We start from the raw sequence: 20855 nt of genomic DNA, 5'->3' as shown, positions 1-20855 counted from the left end.
CCCGTGGAACTTCCCCCAAGACCTTTTTCGCCGGCAAGCACAAGTCCATAAAAAAAAGGACCTTCCCCCAACGGGAATGGTCCCTTCTCCAAAGATTTCGTTATGCCCAGGCGCCGATCATCACCCGCGCCCGCCGGTACATCTCATCGGCGTGACGGTACGTCAGATCCGTGACGAGATCACCGCCGAGCATGCGCGCCAATTCTTTGATCCGCTCCGACTCCGGCAACGGCTCGATCTGCGTGCGTGTGCGCTCACCCTGGACAAGCTTATAAATCTTAAAATGAAGATCGCCATAGGCAGCGATCTGCGGTGAGTGGGTCACACAAAGCACCTGCACATTGCGGCTGACCTCACCCATCTTTTGGGCCACTGCTTGCAGTGCTTGGCCGCCCACACCGGTGTCGATCTCGTCAAAAACCAACGAAGGAATGCCTTCGACCTGCGCCAGCAATACTTTAAATGCCAGCAACACCCGGGCCAGTTCACCGCCGGAGGCGATTTTCGCCAGCGGTTTCGGCGGTTCACCCAGGTTGGGCGAAAACAAAAACTCAACTTCTTCCGCGCCGTGCAGTGCTGGTTCGCTCCGCTTGGTCAGTTGCACATGTAACCGCGCGTGCTTCATGCCCAAAAAGGCCAATTCGGCCCCAATGCCAGAGGCCAACTTTTCCGCTACGGCCTGGCGCAAGAGCGACAGCTTGTCCGCCGCCTGATCGTAAAGAGCACGGTACTTTTCCAACTCGGCGAGCAGCGCAGTGCAGCGCTCTTCGCTGCTGGACAGCGTCTCCAGTTCCATCGCCGCTTGCCGGCGATAGAGCAGCAACTCATCGACGGACGCACCGTATTTGCGTTTGAGACGGCGCAACAAATCAAGGCGCTCTTCCACTTCATCCAAGCGCCCCGACGAACCGTCCCATTCCTCCCGGTAATCACGTACCCGTTCCGTTACGTCTTCCACCTGGTAATAAGCAGCCTCCAGATTCGTGGCCACCGGCGCCAGCGCCTCATCATAAGAGGCCGCCTCTACAAGCGCCGTTCGTGCCCGTCCCAAGGCCGCCAGGACGCCACCGCCCATGTCGCCCGATAACAGCGCATAGGCTTCTTCGGTCTGGCGCAACAACTTTTCCATATTCTGCAATCGCTTGCGTTCTGCCAAGAGTTCCTCTTCTTCGCCCGGAACAAGCGCTGCCTCATCGATCTCTTTGATCTGGTACATCAGCAGATCTTGGCGCTGTATACGCTCCCGTTCATCGCCTTGCAGGCGACCTAATTCAGCCTCCACCTGCGATAGCGTCCGGTACGCTTCGGCCACCGTCGCCAGCGCCGCTTCTCCGTCACTTCCGGCCAAGCGATCCAGCAGCAGGCGATGTTTACGACTGTTCATCAGCGATTGCTGCTCATGCTGGCCCTGTAAGTCGATCAAGCGGCTGCCCACATCACGAAAAAAGCCACCGGGCACAGTGCGCCCATTGATCCGACAAGCACTTTTACCGCCGGCCGCCACTTCCCGCGTCAACAGCAGTTCTCCCTCATCGATCTCCAAACCCAGTTCAGTTAATTCCTGGATTAACGACGGCAGAGAAATGCGAAAAAAACCTTCTACCCGTGCTTTTGCCGCCCCGCTGCGCACCACATCCGGTGTTGCACGGCCACCGATCAACAGACCGACGGCATCGATCAACAGCGATTTTCCTGCTCCTGTTTCACCGGTGATCAAGTTCAACCCATCGGTCAGTTCCAGTTCTGCCTCTTCGATCAAAGCAAAATTCTCTACACGCAGCCTCGCGAGCACTGCTGTCCCTCCTTACCTAGCTCTCATCATGAAGCCATCCATTGATCTTGGCTACCAGCCCTTCCACCGCTTCCAAGGGCTTGACAACTAACAAAATCGTGTCATCACCGGCCACCGTACCGATAACTTCTTCCCAATGACTGCTGTCAAAAGCAGCCGCCACCGCATGGGCATGTCCCGGCAAGGTATGCACAACGACCAAGTTCACGCTGTAGTCAACCTGCGTCACCGTATCACGGAGCAGACCCCGCAAGCGCTCGGAGACGCGAGGCGCCGGATCGGCCGGCAAAGCATAGCGTGATTCATCTTTGGAGATCGGGACTTTACATAAACCAAGTTCCTTAATATCCCGGGACACTGTTGCTTGGGCGGCTTCTAACCCGCGCTCACGCAGGCGTAGGGCTAACTCTTCCTGCGTACCGATTATTTCCGTTTGGATCAATTCCACAATCATGCGCTGGCGTTTGCCCTTCATCGCGCCTCACCGCCTTCCCGTTTTTTCTCGGCTGCCAGTACATAAGGCGGTTCGCCGCGACGATTGGGAAAGGTGAGCCGTGCCGTATCCCAGGCCTTGGCCGGCCGCTCTGACCACCACCGTTCGACGGCCTGCGCCTCGTCCTGACCGCCGGGATGACCCACATAAACGACTACAACCAAGCGCCCGCCGATCTGCAGGTCCGCCGCCAGTTCCTCCAAAAAAGCGATCGTCGATGCCGCCTGCGTCACCACGGCATGATCGCCGCCCGGCAAATAGCCAAGATTCATGACCGCTGCCTGTAAGCGTGGCCGCAACCCCGCTGTTGCCTGTAGGCAGCGACCGACCGCGCCATGATCGCCTTCGAGTAACTGGATCCCCGGCAACACCAATTCCGCAGCCGGCACCTGCTCCAGCGATGCCACCCGTGGCAGCAGACCGTCGGCAGCTAAGCGGCTTGCCGTCGATGCAATCGCCTGGGCCTGCACATCCACCGCCCAGATCAGCCCTCCGGGCAGCACCTGATGGGCCAGAAACTCCGTATCATAGCCGTTGCCGGCCGTTCCGTCAATGACAAAATCACCAGGCCCCACCCGCTCAGCCAGCAACTGCTGCGCCCAGGCCACCGCAGAACTAAGCTTCGTCATCGCTATCTTCCTTGCTGCATTTTATTCCGCAAAATTTGAAAAAAACTGCGGCCGGCTGTTTTGATCAGCTTACAGGTAAAGGGCGCTTTTTTCACGATCACTTCATCGCCGCTGACCAGCGGAATCCCCGGTTGTCCGTCAAAAAACACCATGCCCTGCATATGCGGCGTCAGTACGGCAACTTGCACCGTTTGATCTTCGGCTACCACCAGCGGCCGGGCATCCATAACGTGAGGACAAAGATAGGTCAGCAGTAGCGCGTGCACATCGGGGGAAAGAATCGGCCCGCCTGCCGAAAGTGAATAGGCCGTCGACCCCGTCGGTGAAGAAATCAGCAAGCCATCGGACGAATAGGTCGACACCACATCGTTACCGATTGACGTTTCCAGCCGGATCATCCGCGGATGAGAACCTTTCGTTATCGCTACGTCATTGAGCGCATAAAAAACCGGACCCAGTTCCCCTTCATGGCGAATCTGCGCTTGCAGCATCATGCGTTCTTCAATTTGATAGTCCCCTTGTAACATGCGCTCCAGCGTCGAAAAAAGGTCAGCCACGTCAATCTCCGTTAGAAAACCGAGCCGCCCCAGATTGACCCCCAACACCGGAATCCCCAGCGGCGCCACCAGACGAGCCGTGTTCAGCAGAGTGCCGTCACCGCCCAGCGCGACGACCCATTGCACCGGCGCCAGCACTTCTTTCAACTTCTCCGTCGGTGCCATCACCAGTTGATTAACATTCGTCAAGGGAATCCCCATCTGTACTTGCCGCGTCGCAAACCACCGGGCCATCTCATCGGCAACCTGCTGTGCCAGCGGTTTTTCTTCGTTGACGACCACACCTACTGTTACCATGAATTGCCCTTCTTTCTTTACCCTCCGGTCATCCCTCTTGGTTTACCGGGTCATAAACTCAAATTCAATCCGGTGAATCGCCTGCTTTTCCATATCGACGAGCAGCACACCGTCCACCTGATAGGCCAGCGAATACTCTAACAGTTGTCGCCTTGTATCACCTTGCGTCGGTCGCGGTGCCCCCCGGCCTGTCTTTACTTCAGCGACAAAACGTTTTCCCCGGCGTTCAACTAGATAATCGGCCCGGATCCCTACTTGAACAGGCTGACCATCGATGCGCACGGTCATACGAGCCGGCGGCTGCGTTGCCGTTACCCGGTACCCCTGATCCATGAGCAGCGCTGCCGCTTGCCGCTCGCCGGCCCAGCCGCGCCGCCGCCGCCGCCAGCCTTGCCAGCGGCGATAGAGGCGATAGAGAAAGGCAAAGATGATCGCCCCCGCCAACATGGCGATCACCAACCAAATCATTATGGAACTTTGCCCACCGTCCATTACGTGCCCTTGCCTCCTGCTTCGACTTTGGGCTGCCGCCTATTCTTCTACAAAAGGTCCCCCAATACCTGCCATTTCACTACCTACGCAAAAAGACCCGGACGTACGTCACCGGGTCTTTTTGCTTATTGGCGATGGCACCCATGGGCCTGCGTCACCACATCAGCGATAGAAGCTTCATCGATAACGGTGGGCGCAGCAACTTCCCCGTGGACCTGCAGCCAAAGAAGATACTCAATATTGCCTTCCGGACCTGTAATCGGTGAATAATCCAGTCCGCGAACGGCCCAGCCCTGCTCAACGGCAAAATCGACGATCCGCCCGATGACCTCACGGTGAACCAGGGGATCGCGCACAACACCTTTTTTCCCGACCTTTTCCCGCCCCGCTTCAAACTGCGGCTTGATCAAGGCCATCACTTCACCGGGCGAGGTGAGCAGTTTGGCCACGGCCGGCAGTACTTTGGCAAGGGAAATAAAGGATACATCGATGGTCGCCATCTCCGCCGTTTCCCCGAGATCGTCCGGCGTCAAATAGCGCACATTGGTTCGCTCCAGACAGCGCACGCGCGGATCGGAGCGCAACGACCAGGCCAGTTGGCCATAGCCAACATCCACAGCGATCACTCGGGCCGCACCGTTTTGCAGCGCTACGTCGGTAAAACCGCCGGTGGAAGCGCCAATATCCAGCATGGTCTTACCGGCCAATTGCAGCCCAAACACTTCAATGGCCCGCGCCAGTTTATAGCCGCCGCGGCTGACGTAGGGGCAAGGATCGGCCGCTACGACGACCGTCGCATCATCAGCGATCAGCGTGCCGGCCTTGTCCACCCGTTGACCGTTGACAAAAACGATGCCCGCCAAAATCGAAGATCGCGCTTTTTCCCGTGAAGGCACCAAGCCTCGTTCGACAAGGTACACATCCAAGCGACTTTTGGCCATCTAGCGCTTATCCCCCCGAAAAGCGATCTTCACCGCCGCCAAGTTACCCTTGCGCGGTGTGGCATAACAAACAGCAGCCGTTTCGCTATCGACCAATTTCTGCGTTGTTCCAGCCAGCTTCTGCGCTTCCCGGGCCACATTTTGTGCCGTTAAGCCTAATTCCTTACGGAGAATCGACGAGGCACCATGCTGAACAAACTCATCAGGTACACCGATGCGCTTCACCGCACAAGCGACGCCATGATCCTCCAACAACTCCAGAACCGCACTGCCAAAGCCACCGGCCAAGGCATGCTCTTCGATCGTCACGATCCGGCCGACCTTCTGGGCCACATTGAGCAGCGTCGCTTCATCTAAAGGTTTCACAAACCGGGCATTGACGACAGTTGCTTGAATGCCTTCCTGCAAAAGCAGTTCCGCTGCTTCTTGGGCCACAGCGACCATGGAACCAATGGCAATCAGCGCCACATCTTGGCCGTGACGCAGCACTTCGGCTTTACCGATGGGCAGTCGTTCCAGCTTTTGATCGAGGGGCACGCCAAGACCGGAACCGCGAGGATACCGCACCGCAATCGGCCCGGGATATTCGACGGCCGTGTAGATCATGTGCTGCAGTTCATTTTCATCTTTCGGCGCCATCACAACAATTTCCGGGATATGCCGGAGGTAAGCAAAATCAAAGAGCCCATGATGGGTCTCCCCATCTTCGCCAACGACACCGCCGCGGTCGATGGCCAAAACGACGGGCGCTTTTTGCAAACATACATCATGGAAGACCTGATCGTAGGCGCGCTGCATAAAGGTCGAATAGATCGCCGTCACCGGCTTCAGCCCTTCCAGCGCCATGGCGGAAGCCATCGTCACGGCATGTTGCTCGGCAATACCCACATCAAAAAAGCGTGCCGGAAACGCCTTGGCAAAGGGCGTCAATCCTGTGCCGTCCGGCATGGCGGCGGTAATCGCTACAATTTTTTCATCTTGCCGGGCCAAGGTCATCAAAGTTTCGCCAAAAACTTGCGTGTATGATTTGGGGCCTTCCGTTTTATGCACCTTGCCGGTAGCAATATCAAAAGGTCCCACACCGTGAAACGCCGATGGGTTCGCTTCAGCCGGGCCGTACCCTTTTCCTTTTTTCGTCAGCACATGGATCAGCACAGGACCACGGATTTTGCGGGCCCGCTGCATCACACTGCGCAGTTCTTCCAAGTTATGTCCGTCAATGGGCCCCAGATAAGCATAGCCCAATTCTTCAAACAAAAGTCCCGGTACGACAATATGTTTGAGTCCTTCTTTGACCCGTTCCAATACCTTTAACACTTGCGGGCCAATCGTCGGAATCCGCCTAAGCGTTTCTTCCACATCTTCTTTGCTGCGAAAATAACGCGGATCGGTACGCATCCGCGTCAAGTACGTCGATAAAGCACCGACATTGTCCGCAATCGATTTTTCATTATCATTCAAAACCACAATCATATCGGTTTTGACATTACCGGCATGATTCAGGGCTTCTAAGGCCACGCCGCCGGTCAGCGCACCATCACCGATCACGGTGATCACAGCGCCCTTTTGGTTTTGCAGATCCCGAGCAAAGGCCAGTCCCAGCGCTGCCGATATGGAAGTGGAACTATGTCCGGTATTGATCGTATCATGAATGCTTTCGGAGCGTTTTGGAAAGCCGGCAATGCCGTTATGCTGACGAAGTGTGCAAAAGCGCTCCAGACGACCCGTTAGCAACTTATGAACATAGGATTGATGGCCCACATCCCAGACAATTTTGTCTTGTGGCGTCGAAAATACCAGGTGCATGGCCAGGGTCAATTCGACCACACCGAGGTTGGGGGCTAAGTGCCCGCCGGTTACAGCGATGGTCTCAATCAATTGCTCGCGGATTTCCTGCGCTAGCTGCTCCAACTCCTGTGCAGAAAATTCCTGCAAATCACCGGGACATTTTACGCGCTCTAATAATTCACCCATGCTGCGGGATCCCTTCTCTCTGGGTATTTTGTTGCATTTGCTTACTATATCTTCCTGTCAACGTGCTTTCGCAACGTCCCTCCACTTTTTTATGAAAGCATTATACCATGATCACTAGAGCGGTACAAAGATGTTTCGCCATCGCCTGCGTATCGGGGCAGGAGATCACTCGTTTGTTGTCGAAGCGAAATACTTGTCTTTAAACAAGGAGGGAAACCGTTTGTCGACTGCGCATTTACGTAAGTTGCGTGCCTTTTACACGTTCTTTGCTCTGTATTGGTTGCTCTCAACCATCCTACCGTACCCGGCTTTCGCCAAGACCAACTTTAGTGCCGGCGTCCCCGCCTCTGATGTGGCGAAACCGGCGGTGATCCAAGTTCGTTCCGGTGCTACGGCTACCTTTCGCTTTTCCGACAAGTCTTGGCCGGTAGCCATCGGCGGAACCGCCTCGGGACTGATTGTCTCTCCCGACGGCGATATCGTCACATCATCACGCATCGTACAGATGATGACGAAAACCCCCAATGCGATCCGGGAAGAACTGGCGGAACAGTTTTTCCGCGATGTGCAAAAAGAAGTGGGCCATCGCCTTTCCGAAAGTGAACGGGCTTATATTGCCGAACAAACCACCATGATCGAAGAAGTCAAGTCCTATCAAAAAGTCATTCTCTCGGGCGGCGATTCCTTTGATTTTAAAGTCAACTGGACCGGCAATCCTCCGTCGGAAGCCTTGCTGCCTCGTGATCCCAGTTCCAACCGCCAATTGATCAACGGCACCATCCCGCCGACAACAGAAGATCCGAATCAGATCAAAGCCACGGAAAAACAAAATACGGCTCCGCTGATCAAAGACACAACAGCCGGCAAGCCGGGAACAACAAGCACTGAAACTCCTGCCGACCAAGCTAAGGACAGTACCACCACGGGGACGACCGTACCGGCCACACCGGCGGCCCCGGTTGCCGGCAGTTCCGACGCTTCCGGTGGTTCCGACGCTTCCGGTAGTTCCGGGACCCCTGGTTCCACCGGGATCAAACCTGTCCCGCCTGCTGTGGATCGCAAGGAACCAACACCACCCAAACGAGAATTACTTGCACCGGTAACACCGAATCGCGGTGCCACATCGGCCCGTACCACCGTCAAAGACGATGCACTTTTTGACCCGCTGCAAGAATTGGCCGTCATTAAAATCAATGCCAAAAATTTGCCTTCCCTGGAGTTAGGCAAAATGCCGAGCGGCGAGACGGAAGTGACCATCTTGGGCTTTCCCGGCAGTTCCGAAGCGACAACGCTTTTTGCACCGCCTGGTTCTGAAGAAGTTTCCGCCGTATCCGGAATGGTCCAGCCTGCTCGTTACGGCAAATCCACCGACAAAAGCCCCCTCTTTGATATCGAAGCGGCCATTGCACCGGCTGCGACCGGCGGCCCGGTTATCACCAGTGACGGCAATCTGATCGGTATTGCCGGGCGCGTTCCGAAAGGCCCCAGTCTCTATCCCTTGATCGGCGCCACGACGATCAATCAAGCCCTGCGCTTGGCCGCTGTGTCTGCCGAAACCTCGGAAACCACCGGTCTCTACGGTGAAGCGCTCGCCATGTATCGCGACGGCTATGTCTCTAAGACGATCCAACTGGTGCGGCAGATTCTCGCCCTTGACCCGCACAACGGCTCGGCGAAGCAATTGCTGGAAGAAGCACAGCAGCGCAAGGAAAACGGTGATGATCGCATTTACTGGTCTGATCTGATTAAAGTTATCGCCGCTGTCACTGTTGTTTTGATCGTCGCTGCGCTTACTCTTTGGCTTTTGATGAAACGGTACAAGCTCACTTGGAAAGATATCATGCAAATGCTCCTGCCCAAGCGCAAACGCAAAGCGGTGCCTAACGTTACCGCAACGGCCGCAGTCGAAACGGCCACAACGGCTGCCCCGGCCGACAACGTTGTCACGCGCCAGCCAGCAGCCACAATAAACCCTGCCGTTTCACCGCAATTGATCATCCGCTTCAAATCAGGTCCCCTGAAGGGGCGTCGTTACGCCATTCCGGCCGATGGCTTGTATATCGGCCGTGATCCGGTACAGTGTCAAATTATCATCAACGACCCGACCATCTCCAAGTGTCATGCTTTTCTTGCGGTTCACCCTTATGACCCACAAACCTTAGTCATCACCGATAAAGGTTCCACCAACGGTACCTATGTGCAGACCCCCAAGACAGCGCCGATCACCGGCCCGCAAGCGCTTGCGGTTAATCAAACCGTTTTTCTCGGACAGCAGATCGCCTTTGTTGTTCAACAATTGACACCTTCACCGAAATAAAAGCGCAAAGCACTGCCTCACATTCCGCGGGCAGTGCTTTTTTGTGTTTGATTCATTTTCTTGTCCGATTAATTTTCACGAACCAATAAATAGCGTGCCAGTTCCCGTAACACCTGGGCACCCTCATCAAAGCTCTCCAATGCCGCAAGCGCATCGGCCATGGCCTGCTCTGCCGCTTGACGAGCACCGTCGATGCCGAGCAAACTTGGATACGTGGACTTTTGATTTTTTTCATCACTGCCGACCGGCTTGCCCAGTTTGGCTTCGTCACCTTGGATATCCAGTAAATCGTCGGTAATCTGAAAAGCCAAACCCAGGTGTTCGCCATAGGTCGTCAGCGCCGCCAGTTGCTCTGCCGAACCGCCGCCCAGCAGTGCACCGACGCGGAGGGATACACGGATCAGCGCACCGGTTTTATGACGGTGAATATACTCCATGATCTCCATATCGATTTGTTTATCTTCCGACTCCATATCGACGACTTGTCCACCGATCATCCCCAAGGTCCCTGACGCTTCCGCCACTTCTTGCGCTACCTGCAAATACAAGGCAGCGCGAGCCGGATCACGGCGCGCTGATGCCATGCCTGCTTCGGCCAGCACACCAAACGCCCGTGTCAGCAAGGCATCGCCGGCCAGAACAGCGACGGCTTCGCCGTACACCTTATGGTTTGTTGGCCGTCCACGGCGCAAGTCATCATCATCCATCGCCGGCAGATCATCATGAATTAAGGAATATGTATGGATCATTTCCAGGGCTGCCGCCGCCGGCAACACTTCTTCCTGCACGCCGCCAACAGCGTGACAAGCGGCCAACACCAGCACAGGCCGTAATTTTTTACCGCCGGCAAAGACACTGTAGCGCATCGCATCGTGAATCACCGCTGGGAACACATCGCTATCCGGTAGCCATTGCGCTAAGGCTGCGTCGACTTGCTGAGACATCGCCTTCATTTCTTCCTTTAAATTCAACCCAATCGTCTCCTTACTATCGCATCATCTAAAAGGGCAATTCATCGATTTCCCATTTGGGCAAGGTGCCCTCGGCTTTGGGCGATGCTGTCAGCGGCGCTGCTGGTGTTTTTACGTCTTGCTCTTTGCTTGCCAACAACGTCTGCACCTTTGCTTCATAGGCGTCGAGACGGTTGTTGCACAGTCCTACCAGTTCGGTTCCTTCCTGGAACAAACGCAACGATTCATCTAAGGTCACATCACCGGCTTCCAGTGCGCGCACAACGGCTTCTAGGCGCGTCACCGCCGCTTCATAGGTCATCAGGTCTTTTTCAACCGGTTGTTTTTTCAATCGTTACCCCTCCTTTTTGGCCAGCACGGAACAAGTCAAAGCGCCCCGGGACAAGACCACATCGATCGTGGCGCCAACGGCCACCGATGCCGCATCGCGCACCACTTGTTCTTGCTCATCACGACAAATCGCATAACCGCGCTGCAGTACCCGCAGCGGGCTCAGCGCATCGAGCATGGCCGCCAGGGTACCGATCTGGCGGCGCCGCTGCCAGATGTCTTCGGCCACCCAACGACGCAAGCGCCGGTCACCTTCCTCCACCTGACGGCGCAGCAGGATGGCTCGCTGCGGCGATACACAAGCCTGTAAGCGTCGTTCCCATTCGGCCACCTGGCCGCGCAGCAAGGTTACACCGGCTGGCGATACACGATGGGCCAAGCGTTCCGCCAGTTGATCGACCCGCTGACGCGGGTGGCGCAAGCGATCGAGCGGCTGCGCCAACACCGGTCGCTGCTCTAAGCTTACCAAGCGCTGCCGTGCCCGTTCCGCCCTGGTTTGCACGGCTCGGTGTAAACGTAAGGCCAATTGCAGCACTTGATCTTGCATCGCACTGTAAACGGGCACAACCAGTTCTGCTGCCGCTGACGGCGTGGCTGCCCGCACATCGGCAACCAGGTCACTGAGCGACATATCGGTTTCATGGCCAACAGCCGAAACGACCGGCACCGGACAAGCTGCAATCGCCCGGCATAACTGTTCATTATTAAAGGCCCACAGATCTTCCCGTGAACCACCGCCGCGGCCGATGATAATTACATCAACTTCGCCGGAGCGACCCAAGCGCTGCAACCCTTCAATCAAGCTGGGAACAGCTTCATCGCCTTGGACCACGGCCGGTGCCAGCACAATGTGCATGCGGGGATAGCGGCGTTGAATTACGGAAAGTAAATCGCGAATGGCTGCGCCGGTCGGCGCAGTGACGATACCGACGGCTTTCGGCAACAGCGGCAGGGGCCGTTTACGCAGCGGGTCCGTCAAACCATCAGCAGACAAGCGCTGTTTGGTTTGCTCCAGTGCCAGGTACAGGGCACCGATACCGGACGGTTCCATTCGCTCCACATAGATCTGGTAGATTCCGTCACGGGGATAGACACTAACTTCACCTTTCAGGACAACGCGCATACCGTTTTCCGGGCGAAACGAAACAAGCTGGGCCCGGCTGCGAAACATGACAGCGCGCACCGCACACTCTTCGTCTCGCAAGGTAAAATACATGTGCCCTGATGAGTGATGCTTAAAGTTGGATAGTTCACCTTCGACCCAAACTCGTTTGAGCAAGCGGTCCGATTCGACCAGTTGCTGCACATAGGCGTTTAATTGACTTACCGAGAGAATCTCCATCTTGCTCCCCCTTAGGTCACGTTAACCTTAATTATACCACGTAACACAAAAAGCCTGTCAAATGAATGACAGGCTTTTTGTGGACAACGAGGCAAGGCGCCCCAATGATCATTATTGCGCTGTAGCGGCGGCTTTGTTGCGTACATAAGCGTCCATCGCTTGGGCCGCTTTTTTACCGGCACCCATCGCCAAAATTACCGTCGCCGCACCGGTCACGATGTCGCCACCGGCAAACACACCGGGCACGGAGGTACAACCGTCATCATCAGCGACGATGTTGCCGCGGCGGTTCAGATCGAGGCCTGGCGTCGTTTTGGTGACCAACGGGTTCGGATCGGTACCGATAGCCACGATCACCGTATCAACATCGATGGTAAATTCCGATCCGGGAATCGGCACCGGCGAACGGCGTCCCGACGCATCGGGCTCACCCAGTTCATAGCGCAAGCAGGTCATCGACTGCACCCAGCCGTTTTCATCGCCGACAATTTCAACGGGGTTCGTCAAGAGTTGGAACTTGACGCCCTCTTCATGAGCATGTTCGATCTCTTCGGCCCGCGCCGGCATCTCTTTAGCCGAACGGCGATAGACGATCGTCACTTCTTCGGCACCCAGACGAAGCGCCGTCCGCGCTGCATCCATGGCCACGTTGCCGGCGCCCAAGATCGCTACCCGGCGACCGACCGATACCGGTGTATTTAACCGGGGGAATTGGTAACCGCACATCAGATTGGTGCGCGTCAAAAACTCATTGGCTGAAAAAACACCGCAGAGGTTTTCGCCGGGAATTCCCATAAAGCGCGGCAAGCCGGCACCGGTACCGAGGAACACTGCATCATAACCCTTTTGCAGCAACTCACGCACCAAGATCGTTTTACCGGCGACCATGTTCACTTGGATATCAACGCCCAGTTCTTGCAAAAGGCCGATTTCCTTCGCGACGATCGCTTTGGGCAAACGAAACTCCGGAATACCGTACATCAACACACCGCCGGCCACATGCAATGCTTCAAAGAGGGTCACATCATGACCGAGTTTGGCCAGATCGGCAGCACAAGTGAGTCCCGCCGGACCGGCACCGATGACGGCCATCTTGTAGCCTGTTTTCGGAGCTGCCGCGGGCGCTTCAGACTTGACTTCCGGTTGGGCCATTTCCCAATCGGCAACAAAACGCTCCAAGCGACCAATCGCTACCGGCTCACCTTTGATGCCTAAAATACACTTTTCTTCACATTGCGTTTCTTGCGGGCAGACGCGACCGCAAATTGCCGGCAAGGCGTTCCGCTCTTTCAATAAGCGCGCCGCTTCGGCAAAGTTACGCTCAGCGACTGCTTGGATAAACTCCGGAATCAACACTTCCACAGGGCAACCGGCTTTACAGCGCGGATTTTTACACTGGATGCAACGGGTCGCTTCAGTGACTGCTTGTTCTTCTGTATAGCCCAGGGCGACTTCATCAAAATTATGCCGCCGTACTTGTGCATCTTGGCACGGCATCGCTTGACGATCGGCTCGTTGTTTTAGTGACACCCGCAGCCACCTCCTTGATGCTCCATATGCGCGATGGCGCGTTTTTCTTCGTTTTTATAGATCGACAGGCGCTTTAAGGCCAGATCAAAATCAACAAGATGACCGTCAAACTCCGGACCGTCTACACAAGCAAACTTGGTCTCATTCCCTACTTGAACACGGCAAGCACCGCACATGCCGGTACCGTCCATCATCAAGGGGTTCATGCTGACAATCGTTTTGATACCCAGCGGACGGGTGACATTGGTCATGGCCCGCATCATGGGCATCGGACCGATGGCCCACAAGCAAGCGATTTTACCGTGCTTGGTATGCAGGTCCACAACAGCGTTGGTCACAAAGCCTTTTTGCCCGTAGGAGCCATCATCGGTGCAGATCACCAGTTCATCCGTAACAGCACGGAGCTTATCTTCCCAGAAGATCAACTCACGGTTACGGGCACCGATGACTGCGATCACTTCGTTGCCGGCTTCCTTGAGTGCACGGGCGACAGGATAGATCGGCGCAATACCGACACCGCCGCCAACGACAATGACCGGCGCGTCGAATTTCTCAATTTCCGAAGGCACGCCCAGGGGTCCGACTACATCGAGGATGCTGTCGCCTACTTCCATTTGGCCCAGGATCTTCGTGCTGGCGCCCATTTCCTGAAAAATCGCGGTGATCGTACCTTGTTCCCGATCATAATCAGCAATCGTCAGCGGAATGCGCTCAGCCAGTTCATTCGCCCGCAAGATGAAAAACTGCCCTGCTTGTGCTTTTTCAGCGATGAAGGGACAATTGAGCACCATTAACTTTACCGCTGGCGATAAGCTTTCTTTTTTCAAAATCTCGTTCATACCCTGCCTCCTCTACTCCCCTAACACCGGTATCTCTATCCAACAGCTCTGCATCCATTACAAACAGGAATATTGCACACTTTTGTTTTAAAACACAGGATGCTGTTATCATACAGTAATTCAGTGTATCATTTGATCCAAATTCGGTCAACGGTTGTCCTTGGAAAAGACCTGACGCCACCCCATAACCGCGACACCTACGGCATTATCACCGGATAAGGCCGGTGTGGCAAAAGCTAACGTGGCACCCACAGCGCGGTGCTCCAGGCGTCGCCGTAACCGTTGCCGCAAATAGCCGTTCGCAGCTACACCGCCAACGATCAAGACTCGGCGCAGTCCCGTCTCCTCGATGGCGCGGCGCAACCATTTTTCCAGCGTTTTGGCCAGTGCAGCCTCAACAGCCCGCGCTACCAACGGCCCGGGACAATGGGCGATCTGGCGCAACGCCTGGGCTTCTACACCGGAAAAACTGACCTCATAGCCGTGCACGTACGTTGTGAAGGTCAATTCCTGGGTTCCTTCGACGGTAGCCGCCAACCCTTCGAAGGCCGGTCCTGCCGGGAACGGTAAGCCCAGGGCCACACCGATACGATCCACCAGTTGTCCTGCATGCAAGTCGGTGGTGCCGCCCAGCTTATCTATGGCCAGCGCCCCGTCCTGCCCGGGTTGGACAAGCAGCAATTCCGTCGTTCCTCCGGAGAGATGAACCGCTAAAAAGGGCCGTTCTAACCACTCTCTCCCATGGTCAGCAAAAGCGGAGTACAATCCCGCCATCAAATGCCCCTCTTGATGGGATGTGGCGATCAGCGGTACCTGCAAAACTGCTGCCAAGCAGCGCGCCATTGATTCGCCGGCCCGGAACACCGGTAAATAGGAAGCTTCATCCGGTCGCGGCCGCACAGCCACTGCAACGGCTTTGACCGGCAGCGCTTCAGCCTGGCCTTGAAGCGTTGCATAGAGCGCTTCCATCACCCCTGGCAGTTGCTGCACGTGACAAAACAGGGCCTCACCTTGGCGCAAGCCCCGTTCCCCTTGTGCGACCGGCAAGATCTTCCTTGCTTCAGCACGTAATTTTCCCTCTTGATCGACAAGTGCCAGCGAGGTTGTATAGCAGCTTGTATCCACGCCCAGTACCCCAGCCGCCTGTCCCGGTCCCATGCTCCCGGAGAGATCAGGCATCGGGGACATCTCCTTCAACGGCTTTGTCGCTCTCTTTTAAGGCTTCCGGAGCCAACACTTCAGTATTCGACGCTTCTTCTTCAGCCAACGCTTCATCATTCGATGTTTCTTTATTCAACGCTTCCGCATTCGACGCCTCATCGTCATCCAGCGCTTCCGCTTCCAAACGACGCTCCCTAACGAGCTGCCCTAAGATCCCGTTGATAAAACGTACCGATTCATCACCGGCATAGATTTTAGCCAATTCCAAAGCTTCATTAATAGCCACATTGGGCGGAATGTCGGTCCGATCAGTCATCTCATGGACAGCGATGCGCAATAAATTGCGATCCACATGGGGCATCCGCTCAATGCTCCATTCCACGGCCAATCGACTGATCGTCTCATCGATGGGCCCGCGATTCGCCAGCACACCATCGACCAGTTCCCGCGCATACGCTGCCGCCACATCATTCACGGCAAATTCTTGACAAACATAAGCCAAGGCATGATCGGCATCAATTTTTCCGACATCCACTTGAAACAGCGTTTGCATGGCCGTTTCCCGTCCTAATCGTCTACTCACAAAGATCCTCCTTCTTTCCTCGACCAGCACGCCGTCCCTGACTCAGGAATGGTTGGGCTGAATCCGTTCAATCGTCACTTGTACATCATGGACAGGCCAACCGGTCGCTTGTTCCAAACCCGTACGCACGGCCGACTGCATCCGCTCGCCCATCGCCGGAATTGCCGCACCTCGGTCGGTCGCCACCTGCAGCGCCACCGTCCAACCCAGCTTCTCCTGCAACACCGTCACCCGCAGCTTGCGCACACCGATGATCCCCTGGATCGAGGCCCGTACCAGCGCTTCCAGGGCCGCCCGGGTGATCACCGTTTTGCCCACCGGCGACGCCAAAAGGATCACACGATCCCGTGGAAACCGTAGACGCGTCAAAAACAACCAATAACCACAGAGCACCAGATAGAGCATCGCGATCAGCGCTGCTGTCACCCGTACTTTGCTTCCTGTTAACGAAAAAATCACCTGATCTTCCGCAGAAGCTTGTCCTATCCCTAGCGCTACAGCCGCCACATAAGCGGCTGCCAGCATCGCCGGTAGGGCGACCAACAAGCCGAGGAATCTACTTTTGGGCTCCATAGCCTTCCCCTCCTCATCGACTAGGTTTATCCCTTCATTCTAGGTCACCAAACAGTCCAGTGCAACCTATTCTTCCCACCAAATAAAAAAAACCGTCACCTGATCGTGACGGTTCTGCTGAAAAAGCTACTTTTTAACCCGTTCTTCATCTTTGGCATCTTGGTTGGCAAAGTTGACGCCTTGAATATGCACATTGACTTCTACAATCGATAAGCCGGTCATGCCTTCGACAGCATCTTTGACCCGCTCTTGCACCCGCCGAGCCACATCGGGAATGCGCGAACCGAACTCAACGATGATATTCAGATCAATCGCTGCTTCTTTCTCGCCCACTTCGACTTTGACACCTTTGGTCAAGTTCTTTTTACCGATCATCTCGACAATGCCGCCGCCAATGCCGCCGCTCATCGACGAAACACCGGGCACTTCCGACGCGGCCATACCGGCAATCGTTGCCACCACATCTTCAGCAATGCGCACATGACCGACCGAACTTGCGTGCTCTTGTTCCATATTCAATTACCTCCTTCGACCTCAACGATCAATCGGGCATCAAACGGCGTTGGATAAAGTTGGTGTAAACCTCACCACGTTGGAAAAAGGCATTGGCCAAGACTTTTTGTTGAAAAGGAATGGTAGTCTTAATCCCGTCAATAACAAACTCGCTAAGTGCCCGCTGCATCCGGGCGATCGCTTCTTCACGATCACGACCCCAGACAACGAGCTTGCCCACCATCGAATCATAGTTCGGCGGGATTTTATACCCGCTGAAGGCCGCACTGTCCACACGCACGCCAAAACCGCCGGGGGCATGGTAGGTTTTGATCAGGCCGGGGCTCGGCATAAAGTTTTTATCGGGATCTTCGGCGTTGATTCGGCACTCGATGGCCCAACCGTTGATCTTGATGTCCTCTTGCGTATAGCCAAGGGGCTCACCGGCGGCGATGCGAATCTGTTCTTTGATGATATCGATCCCTGTGACCAGTTCCGTCACCGGATGCTCAACCTGAACGCGCGTGTTCATCTCGATAAAGTAGTAATTGTTGTGCTTATCGAGCAAGAACTCCACCGTACCGGCATTGGAGTAATCGACAGCCTTAGCCGCCAGCAGGGCTTGTTCACCCATCTCCTTGCGCAGTTCCGGCGTTAAGGCCGCCGAAGGCGACTCTTCGATCAGCTTTTGGTTACGACGTTGCACCGAACAGTCCCGCTCACCGAGATAGACCACGTTGCCATGCTGATCAGCAAGCAACTGGAACTCAATGTGCCGAGGCTCTTCCACATACTTCTCAATGTATACAGCTTTGTTGCCAAAGGCGGCTTCGGCTTCGGCTTGCGCCGTATGTACCGCCGACAGCAGATCTTTTTCCATATGAGCGATACGCATACCACGCCCGCCGCCGCCGGCCGATGCTTTGACCATGACCGGATAACCGATTTCTTCCGCGATCTGAATCGCCTGCTCGTCGCTGGTGATGACCGATTCGGAACCGGGAACCACTTGCACGCCGGCTTTGATCATCGTTTCCCGTGCAACTGCTTTGGCACCCATCATTTCAATTGCCCGTGAGCTTGGCCCGATAAACTTGATCCCGCAAGTTTCACAGATTTCAGCGAAATAAGCATTCTCAGCCAAAAAGCCATACCCGGGATGAATAGCATCGGCTTTGGACACGCTGGCGGCCGAGATAATGTTCGGAATACTCAAGTAACTGCGATTGGATGGTGCAGGACCTACACAATAGGCCTCATCAGCTAATTTGACATGGAGGGCATCACGATCGGCTTCGGAATAAACGGCAACGGCTTGGATGCCCATTTCATGGCAAGCGCGAATGATCCGGACGGCAATTTCGCCCCGGTTGGCAACTAGAATTTTTTTAAATAATGGATGACTCATGCTCATTCACCTACGACTTTTCGACGAGGAAAAGCGTTTGCCCGTATTCTACAGGCGCACCATTCTCGACAAGAATTTGTACAATTGTGCCTTTTACTTCAGCTTCAATCTCATTCATCAGCTTCATCGCTTCGATGATGCAAACGGTCGTGCTTATATCCACTTTGCTGCCTACTTCCACATAGGGACGGGCATCCGGTGCCGGCGCACAATAGAAGGTACCGACCATGGGAGCCGTAATGGAAACAACGTTCGGGTTATTGGCCAGATCGGCTGCTGCTTTGGCCGGTTCCGCTGCGGGAACTGCTGCCACTGCCGGAGCGACCGGTGCCGCTGCTGCGATCGGTGCTGCTGCCTCATGGGCTGCTGCTACCGTTTGGCCTTTGCGGATCATTACCTTTACGCCTTCCGTTTCGAGTTGCACTTCCGTAATATCGGCGCCATTGATCAACTGAATCAATTCTTTGACATCTTGAATATTCACTTGCAATTCTCCCTTCTTCGCTGGGCCACGGCTCGTGGGAACCGTTGCACGTGCAGTTCCGGTGGAAGCAGCTCCTGCTGGCTGCGTCACCGTTGAAACGATCTCCTGTACCGGATGCGGTATGACCCCAGTTCCTTCTTTGCTTGATTTATCATTGAGCAAACCCAGTTGCGCTTGAGGATTCTTGCGATAATCAAAGAACTTCAAGGCCACTTGGGGGAATAGGCCGTAGGAAATCACATCTTCTTCCGAATGGGCTAGGGGTCCCAGTTCACGGCGTAACCGTTCCATCGCCGGCGGCAGTTGATCGGCCGGACGACCTTCAATCGGTTGATCACCTTTCAGGATACGCTGGGCCACTTCCGGATTGAGCGGTGCCGGCGGCTTGCCGTAAAGCCCCTTCACATACCCTTTGACTTCGCCAGGTACAATTTTATAGCGTTCACCTAAGAGCACATTCAAGACGGCCTGCGTGCCGATGATCTGGCTCGTCGGTGTCACTAACGGCGGATAGCCCATATCGGACCGCACGGAAGGAATCTCTTGCAACACTTCATTGAGCCGGTGGCCGGCTTTTTGCTCTTCCAACTGGGAAACCAAGTTGCTGATCATACCGCCGGGCACTTGATGATCAAACACCTGCATATCATTAATGCGCGTTACACCCCGGGAATAACCCAGGCGCTTGCGCAGATCTTCAAAATAGCGGGTGATCTCAAAGAGCGCATGAATATCCAAGCCCGTGTCATATTCCGTATCTGACAACGCCCGGACAACCGTTTCGATCGGCGGTTGCGAAGCCCCGAAAGCCAAAGGCAACGCGGCAGCGTCAAAAACATCGACACCGGCTTCAATCCCTTTGAGCAGTGCCCCTACAGCCATACCACCAATATAGTGGGTATGCATTTGCAGCGGCAGATCGACTTTTTCTTTGATCTTAGTGACCAGTTCCCGTGATTTGAAAGGCAAAAGCAGTCCGGCCATATCTTTAATGCACAGGGAGTCGGCGCCCATCTCCGCCAGACGAACAGCGGTTTCGACATAATGCTCCATCGTGTGTACCGGGCTAATCGTATAGACGATCGCTGCCTGCACATGAGCACCGGCCTTTTTGGCGTAACGCATCGCCGCTTCCATGTTGCGAATGTCATTTAAAGCGTCAAAAATCCGGATGATATCCATCCCGTTTTCCACAGCTTTATGAACGAACGCTTCCACCAGATCATCAGCATAATGGGTATAGCCGACCAGCGACTGACCCCGCAAAAGCATTTGCAGTTTGGTCTTTTTAAAGTGACTACGCAAAATACGCAGGCGTTCCCAGGGATCTTCATTTAAGTAGCGCATACATACATCAAATGTAGCCCCACCCCAGACCTCAACGGAGTGGTAGCCTATTTGATCCATCTTTTCAATGATTGGCACCATATCTTCCAGGCGCATCCGCGTCGCCCATAAACTTTGATGACCGTCGCGCAGCGTGGTGTCTGTTACACGAATCTTGCGTTGCATCTTTTGTCTTCCCCTCCATCACCGACGACCAAAATAGAAACAACTCAGGCCGTTGTTGGACCGACAACTCCTGAGTTTATTCTTGTCTAGCAAGCATAAAGCTAGACACCTAAATTAAATTATATGGTTATACAAGCC

19 protein-coding genes are annotated in these 20855 nt (G+C 55.1%); 1 reads left to right on the top strand and 18 read right to left on the bottom strand.

Annotated features, from left to right (window positions below; all coding sequences use genetic code 11):
- Window positions 1-100: 100 nt before the first annotated feature.
- The 7 genes from recN to dxs all read right to left on the bottom strand — a co-directional run bounded on the left by recN (window position 101) and on the right by dxs (window position 7175).
- Window positions 101-1792, bottom strand: coding sequence for a DNA repair protein RecN (gene recN, locus EDD73_RS03780; protein ID WP_131918449.1), 1692 nt, complete (start codon window positions 1790-1792; stop codon window positions 101-103).
- A 16-nt stretch (window positions 1793-1808) separates the two neighbouring features.
- Window positions 1809-2267: an arginine repressor gene (gene argR, locus EDD73_RS03775; protein ID WP_131918448.1), complete on the bottom strand. Its 459-nt coding sequence runs from the start codon at window positions 2265-2267 to the stop codon at window positions 1809-1811.
- Window positions 2264-2914 (bottom strand): tRNA 5-(aminomethyl)-2-thiouridylate-methyltransferase MnmM, encoded by a 651-nt coding sequence (gene mnmM, locus EDD73_RS03770; protein WP_131918447.1) that lies wholly within the window; start codon window positions 2912-2914, stop codon window positions 2264-2266. The genes argR and mnmM overlap by 4 nt, the downstream gene beginning before the upstream one ends.
- A gap of 2 nt (window positions 2915-2916) precedes the next feature.
- Window positions 2917-3768 (bottom strand): NAD(+)/NADH kinase, encoded by an 852-nt coding sequence (locus tag EDD73_RS03765; RefSeq protein WP_131918446.1) that lies wholly within the window; start codon window positions 3766-3768, stop codon window positions 2917-2919.
- A gap of 42 nt (window positions 3769-3810) precedes the next feature.
- Complete coding sequence (locus EDD73_RS03760) at window positions 3811-4260, bottom strand: hypothetical protein (protein WP_131918445.1); 450 nt, start codon at window positions 4258-4260, stop codon at window positions 3811-3813.
- Between the two features lie 125 nt (window positions 4261-4385).
- Window positions 4386-5201, bottom strand: coding sequence for a TlyA family RNA methyltransferase (locus EDD73_RS03755; protein ID WP_131918444.1), 816 nt, complete (start codon window positions 5199-5201; stop codon window positions 4386-4388).
- Window positions 5202-7175 (bottom strand): 1-deoxy-D-xylulose-5-phosphate synthase, encoded by a 1974-nt coding sequence (dxs, locus tag EDD73_RS03750; RefSeq protein WP_131918442.1) that lies wholly within the window; start codon window positions 7173-7175, stop codon window positions 5202-5204.
- 220 nt (window positions 7176-7395) lie between these two features.
- On the opposite strand from dxs, the gene EDD73_RS03745 reads away from it, so the two are divergent.
- Window positions 7396-9492 carry a trypsin-like peptidase domain-containing protein gene (locus EDD73_RS03745; protein ID WP_165876299.1) on the top strand — a complete coding sequence of 699 codons (2097 nt, stop codon included), beginning with the start codon at window positions 7396-7398 and terminating at the stop codon, window positions 9490-9492.
- Window positions 9493-9560: 68 nt separating this feature from the next.
- On the opposite strand, the gene EDD73_RS03740 is transcribed toward EDD73_RS03745, so the two are convergent.
- The 11 genes from EDD73_RS03740 to accB form a co-directional block, all read right to left on the bottom strand.
- Complete coding sequence (locus tag EDD73_RS03740) at window positions 9561-10463, bottom strand: polyprenyl synthetase family protein (protein ID WP_131918438.1); 903 nt, start codon at window positions 10461-10463, stop codon at window positions 9561-9563.
- Between the two features lie 28 nt (window positions 10464-10491).
- On the bottom strand, window positions 10492-10794 hold the full coding sequence (xseB, locus tag EDD73_RS03735; protein WP_207668801.1) for an exodeoxyribonuclease VII small subunit: 303 nt from the start codon (window positions 10792-10794) through the stop codon (window positions 10492-10494).
- A gap of 3 nt (window positions 10795-10797) precedes the next feature.
- Window positions 10798-12135 (bottom strand): exodeoxyribonuclease VII large subunit, encoded by a 1338-nt coding sequence (gene xseA / locus EDD73_RS03730; protein ID WP_131918436.1) that lies wholly within the window; start codon window positions 12133-12135, stop codon window positions 10798-10800.
- Between the two features lie 111 nt (window positions 12136-12246).
- Window positions 12247-13632, bottom strand: coding sequence for an NADPH-dependent glutamate synthase (gltA, locus tag EDD73_RS03725; protein WP_131918544.1), 1386 nt, complete (start codon window positions 13630-13632; stop codon window positions 12247-12249).
- A gap of 23 nt (window positions 13633-13655) precedes the next feature.
- Window positions 13656-14504, bottom strand: coding sequence for a sulfide/dihydroorotate dehydrogenase-like FAD/NAD-binding protein (locus tag EDD73_RS03720; protein ID WP_131918434.1), 849 nt, complete (start codon window positions 14502-14504; stop codon window positions 13656-13658).
- 147 nt (window positions 14505-14651) lie between these two features.
- Window positions 14652-15683, bottom strand: coding sequence for a Kae1-like domain-containing protein (locus EDD73_RS03715; RefSeq protein WP_243116779.1), 1032 nt, complete (start codon window positions 15681-15683; stop codon window positions 14652-14654).
- Window positions 15676-16248, bottom strand: coding sequence for a transcription antitermination factor NusB (nusB, locus tag EDD73_RS03710; RefSeq protein WP_131918433.1), 573 nt, complete (start codon window positions 16246-16248; stop codon window positions 15676-15678). Before nusB ends, EDD73_RS03715 begins: the two co-directional genes overlap by 8 nt.
- A 42-nt stretch (window positions 16249-16290) precedes the next feature.
- The gene (amaP, locus tag EDD73_RS03705) at window positions 16291-16821 is read right to left on the bottom strand and encodes an alkaline shock response membrane anchor protein AmaP (protein WP_131918432.1); all 531 of its coding nucleotides are present in this window, start codon (window positions 16819-16821) and stop codon (window positions 16291-16293) included.
- A 126-nt stretch (window positions 16822-16947) separates the two neighbouring features.
- Window positions 16948-17334: an Asp23/Gls24 family envelope stress response protein gene (locus EDD73_RS03700; RefSeq protein WP_131918429.1), complete on the bottom strand. Its 387-nt coding sequence runs from the start codon at window positions 17332-17334 to the stop codon at window positions 16948-16950.
- Between the two features lie 28 nt (window positions 17335-17362).
- Window positions 17363-18727, bottom strand: coding sequence for an acetyl-CoA carboxylase biotin carboxylase subunit (gene accC / locus EDD73_RS03695; protein WP_406567181.1), 1365 nt, complete (start codon window positions 18725-18727; stop codon window positions 17363-17365).
- Window positions 18728-18731: 4 nt separating this feature from the next.
- Window positions 18732-20717 (bottom strand): acetyl-CoA carboxylase biotin carboxyl carrier protein, encoded by a 1986-nt coding sequence (accB, locus tag EDD73_RS03690; protein ID WP_131918426.1) that lies wholly within the window; start codon window positions 20715-20717, stop codon window positions 18732-18734.
- Window positions 20718-20855: the final 138 nt, after the last annotated feature.

Origin of the sequence: Heliophilum fasciatum (assembly GCF_004341395.1) — a bacterium.
Lineage (GTDB): Bacteria > Bacillota > Desulfitobacteriia > Heliobacteriales > Heliobacteriaceae > Heliophilum > Heliophilum fasciatum.
This window is presented reverse-complemented; position numbering and strand designations above follow the sequence as displayed.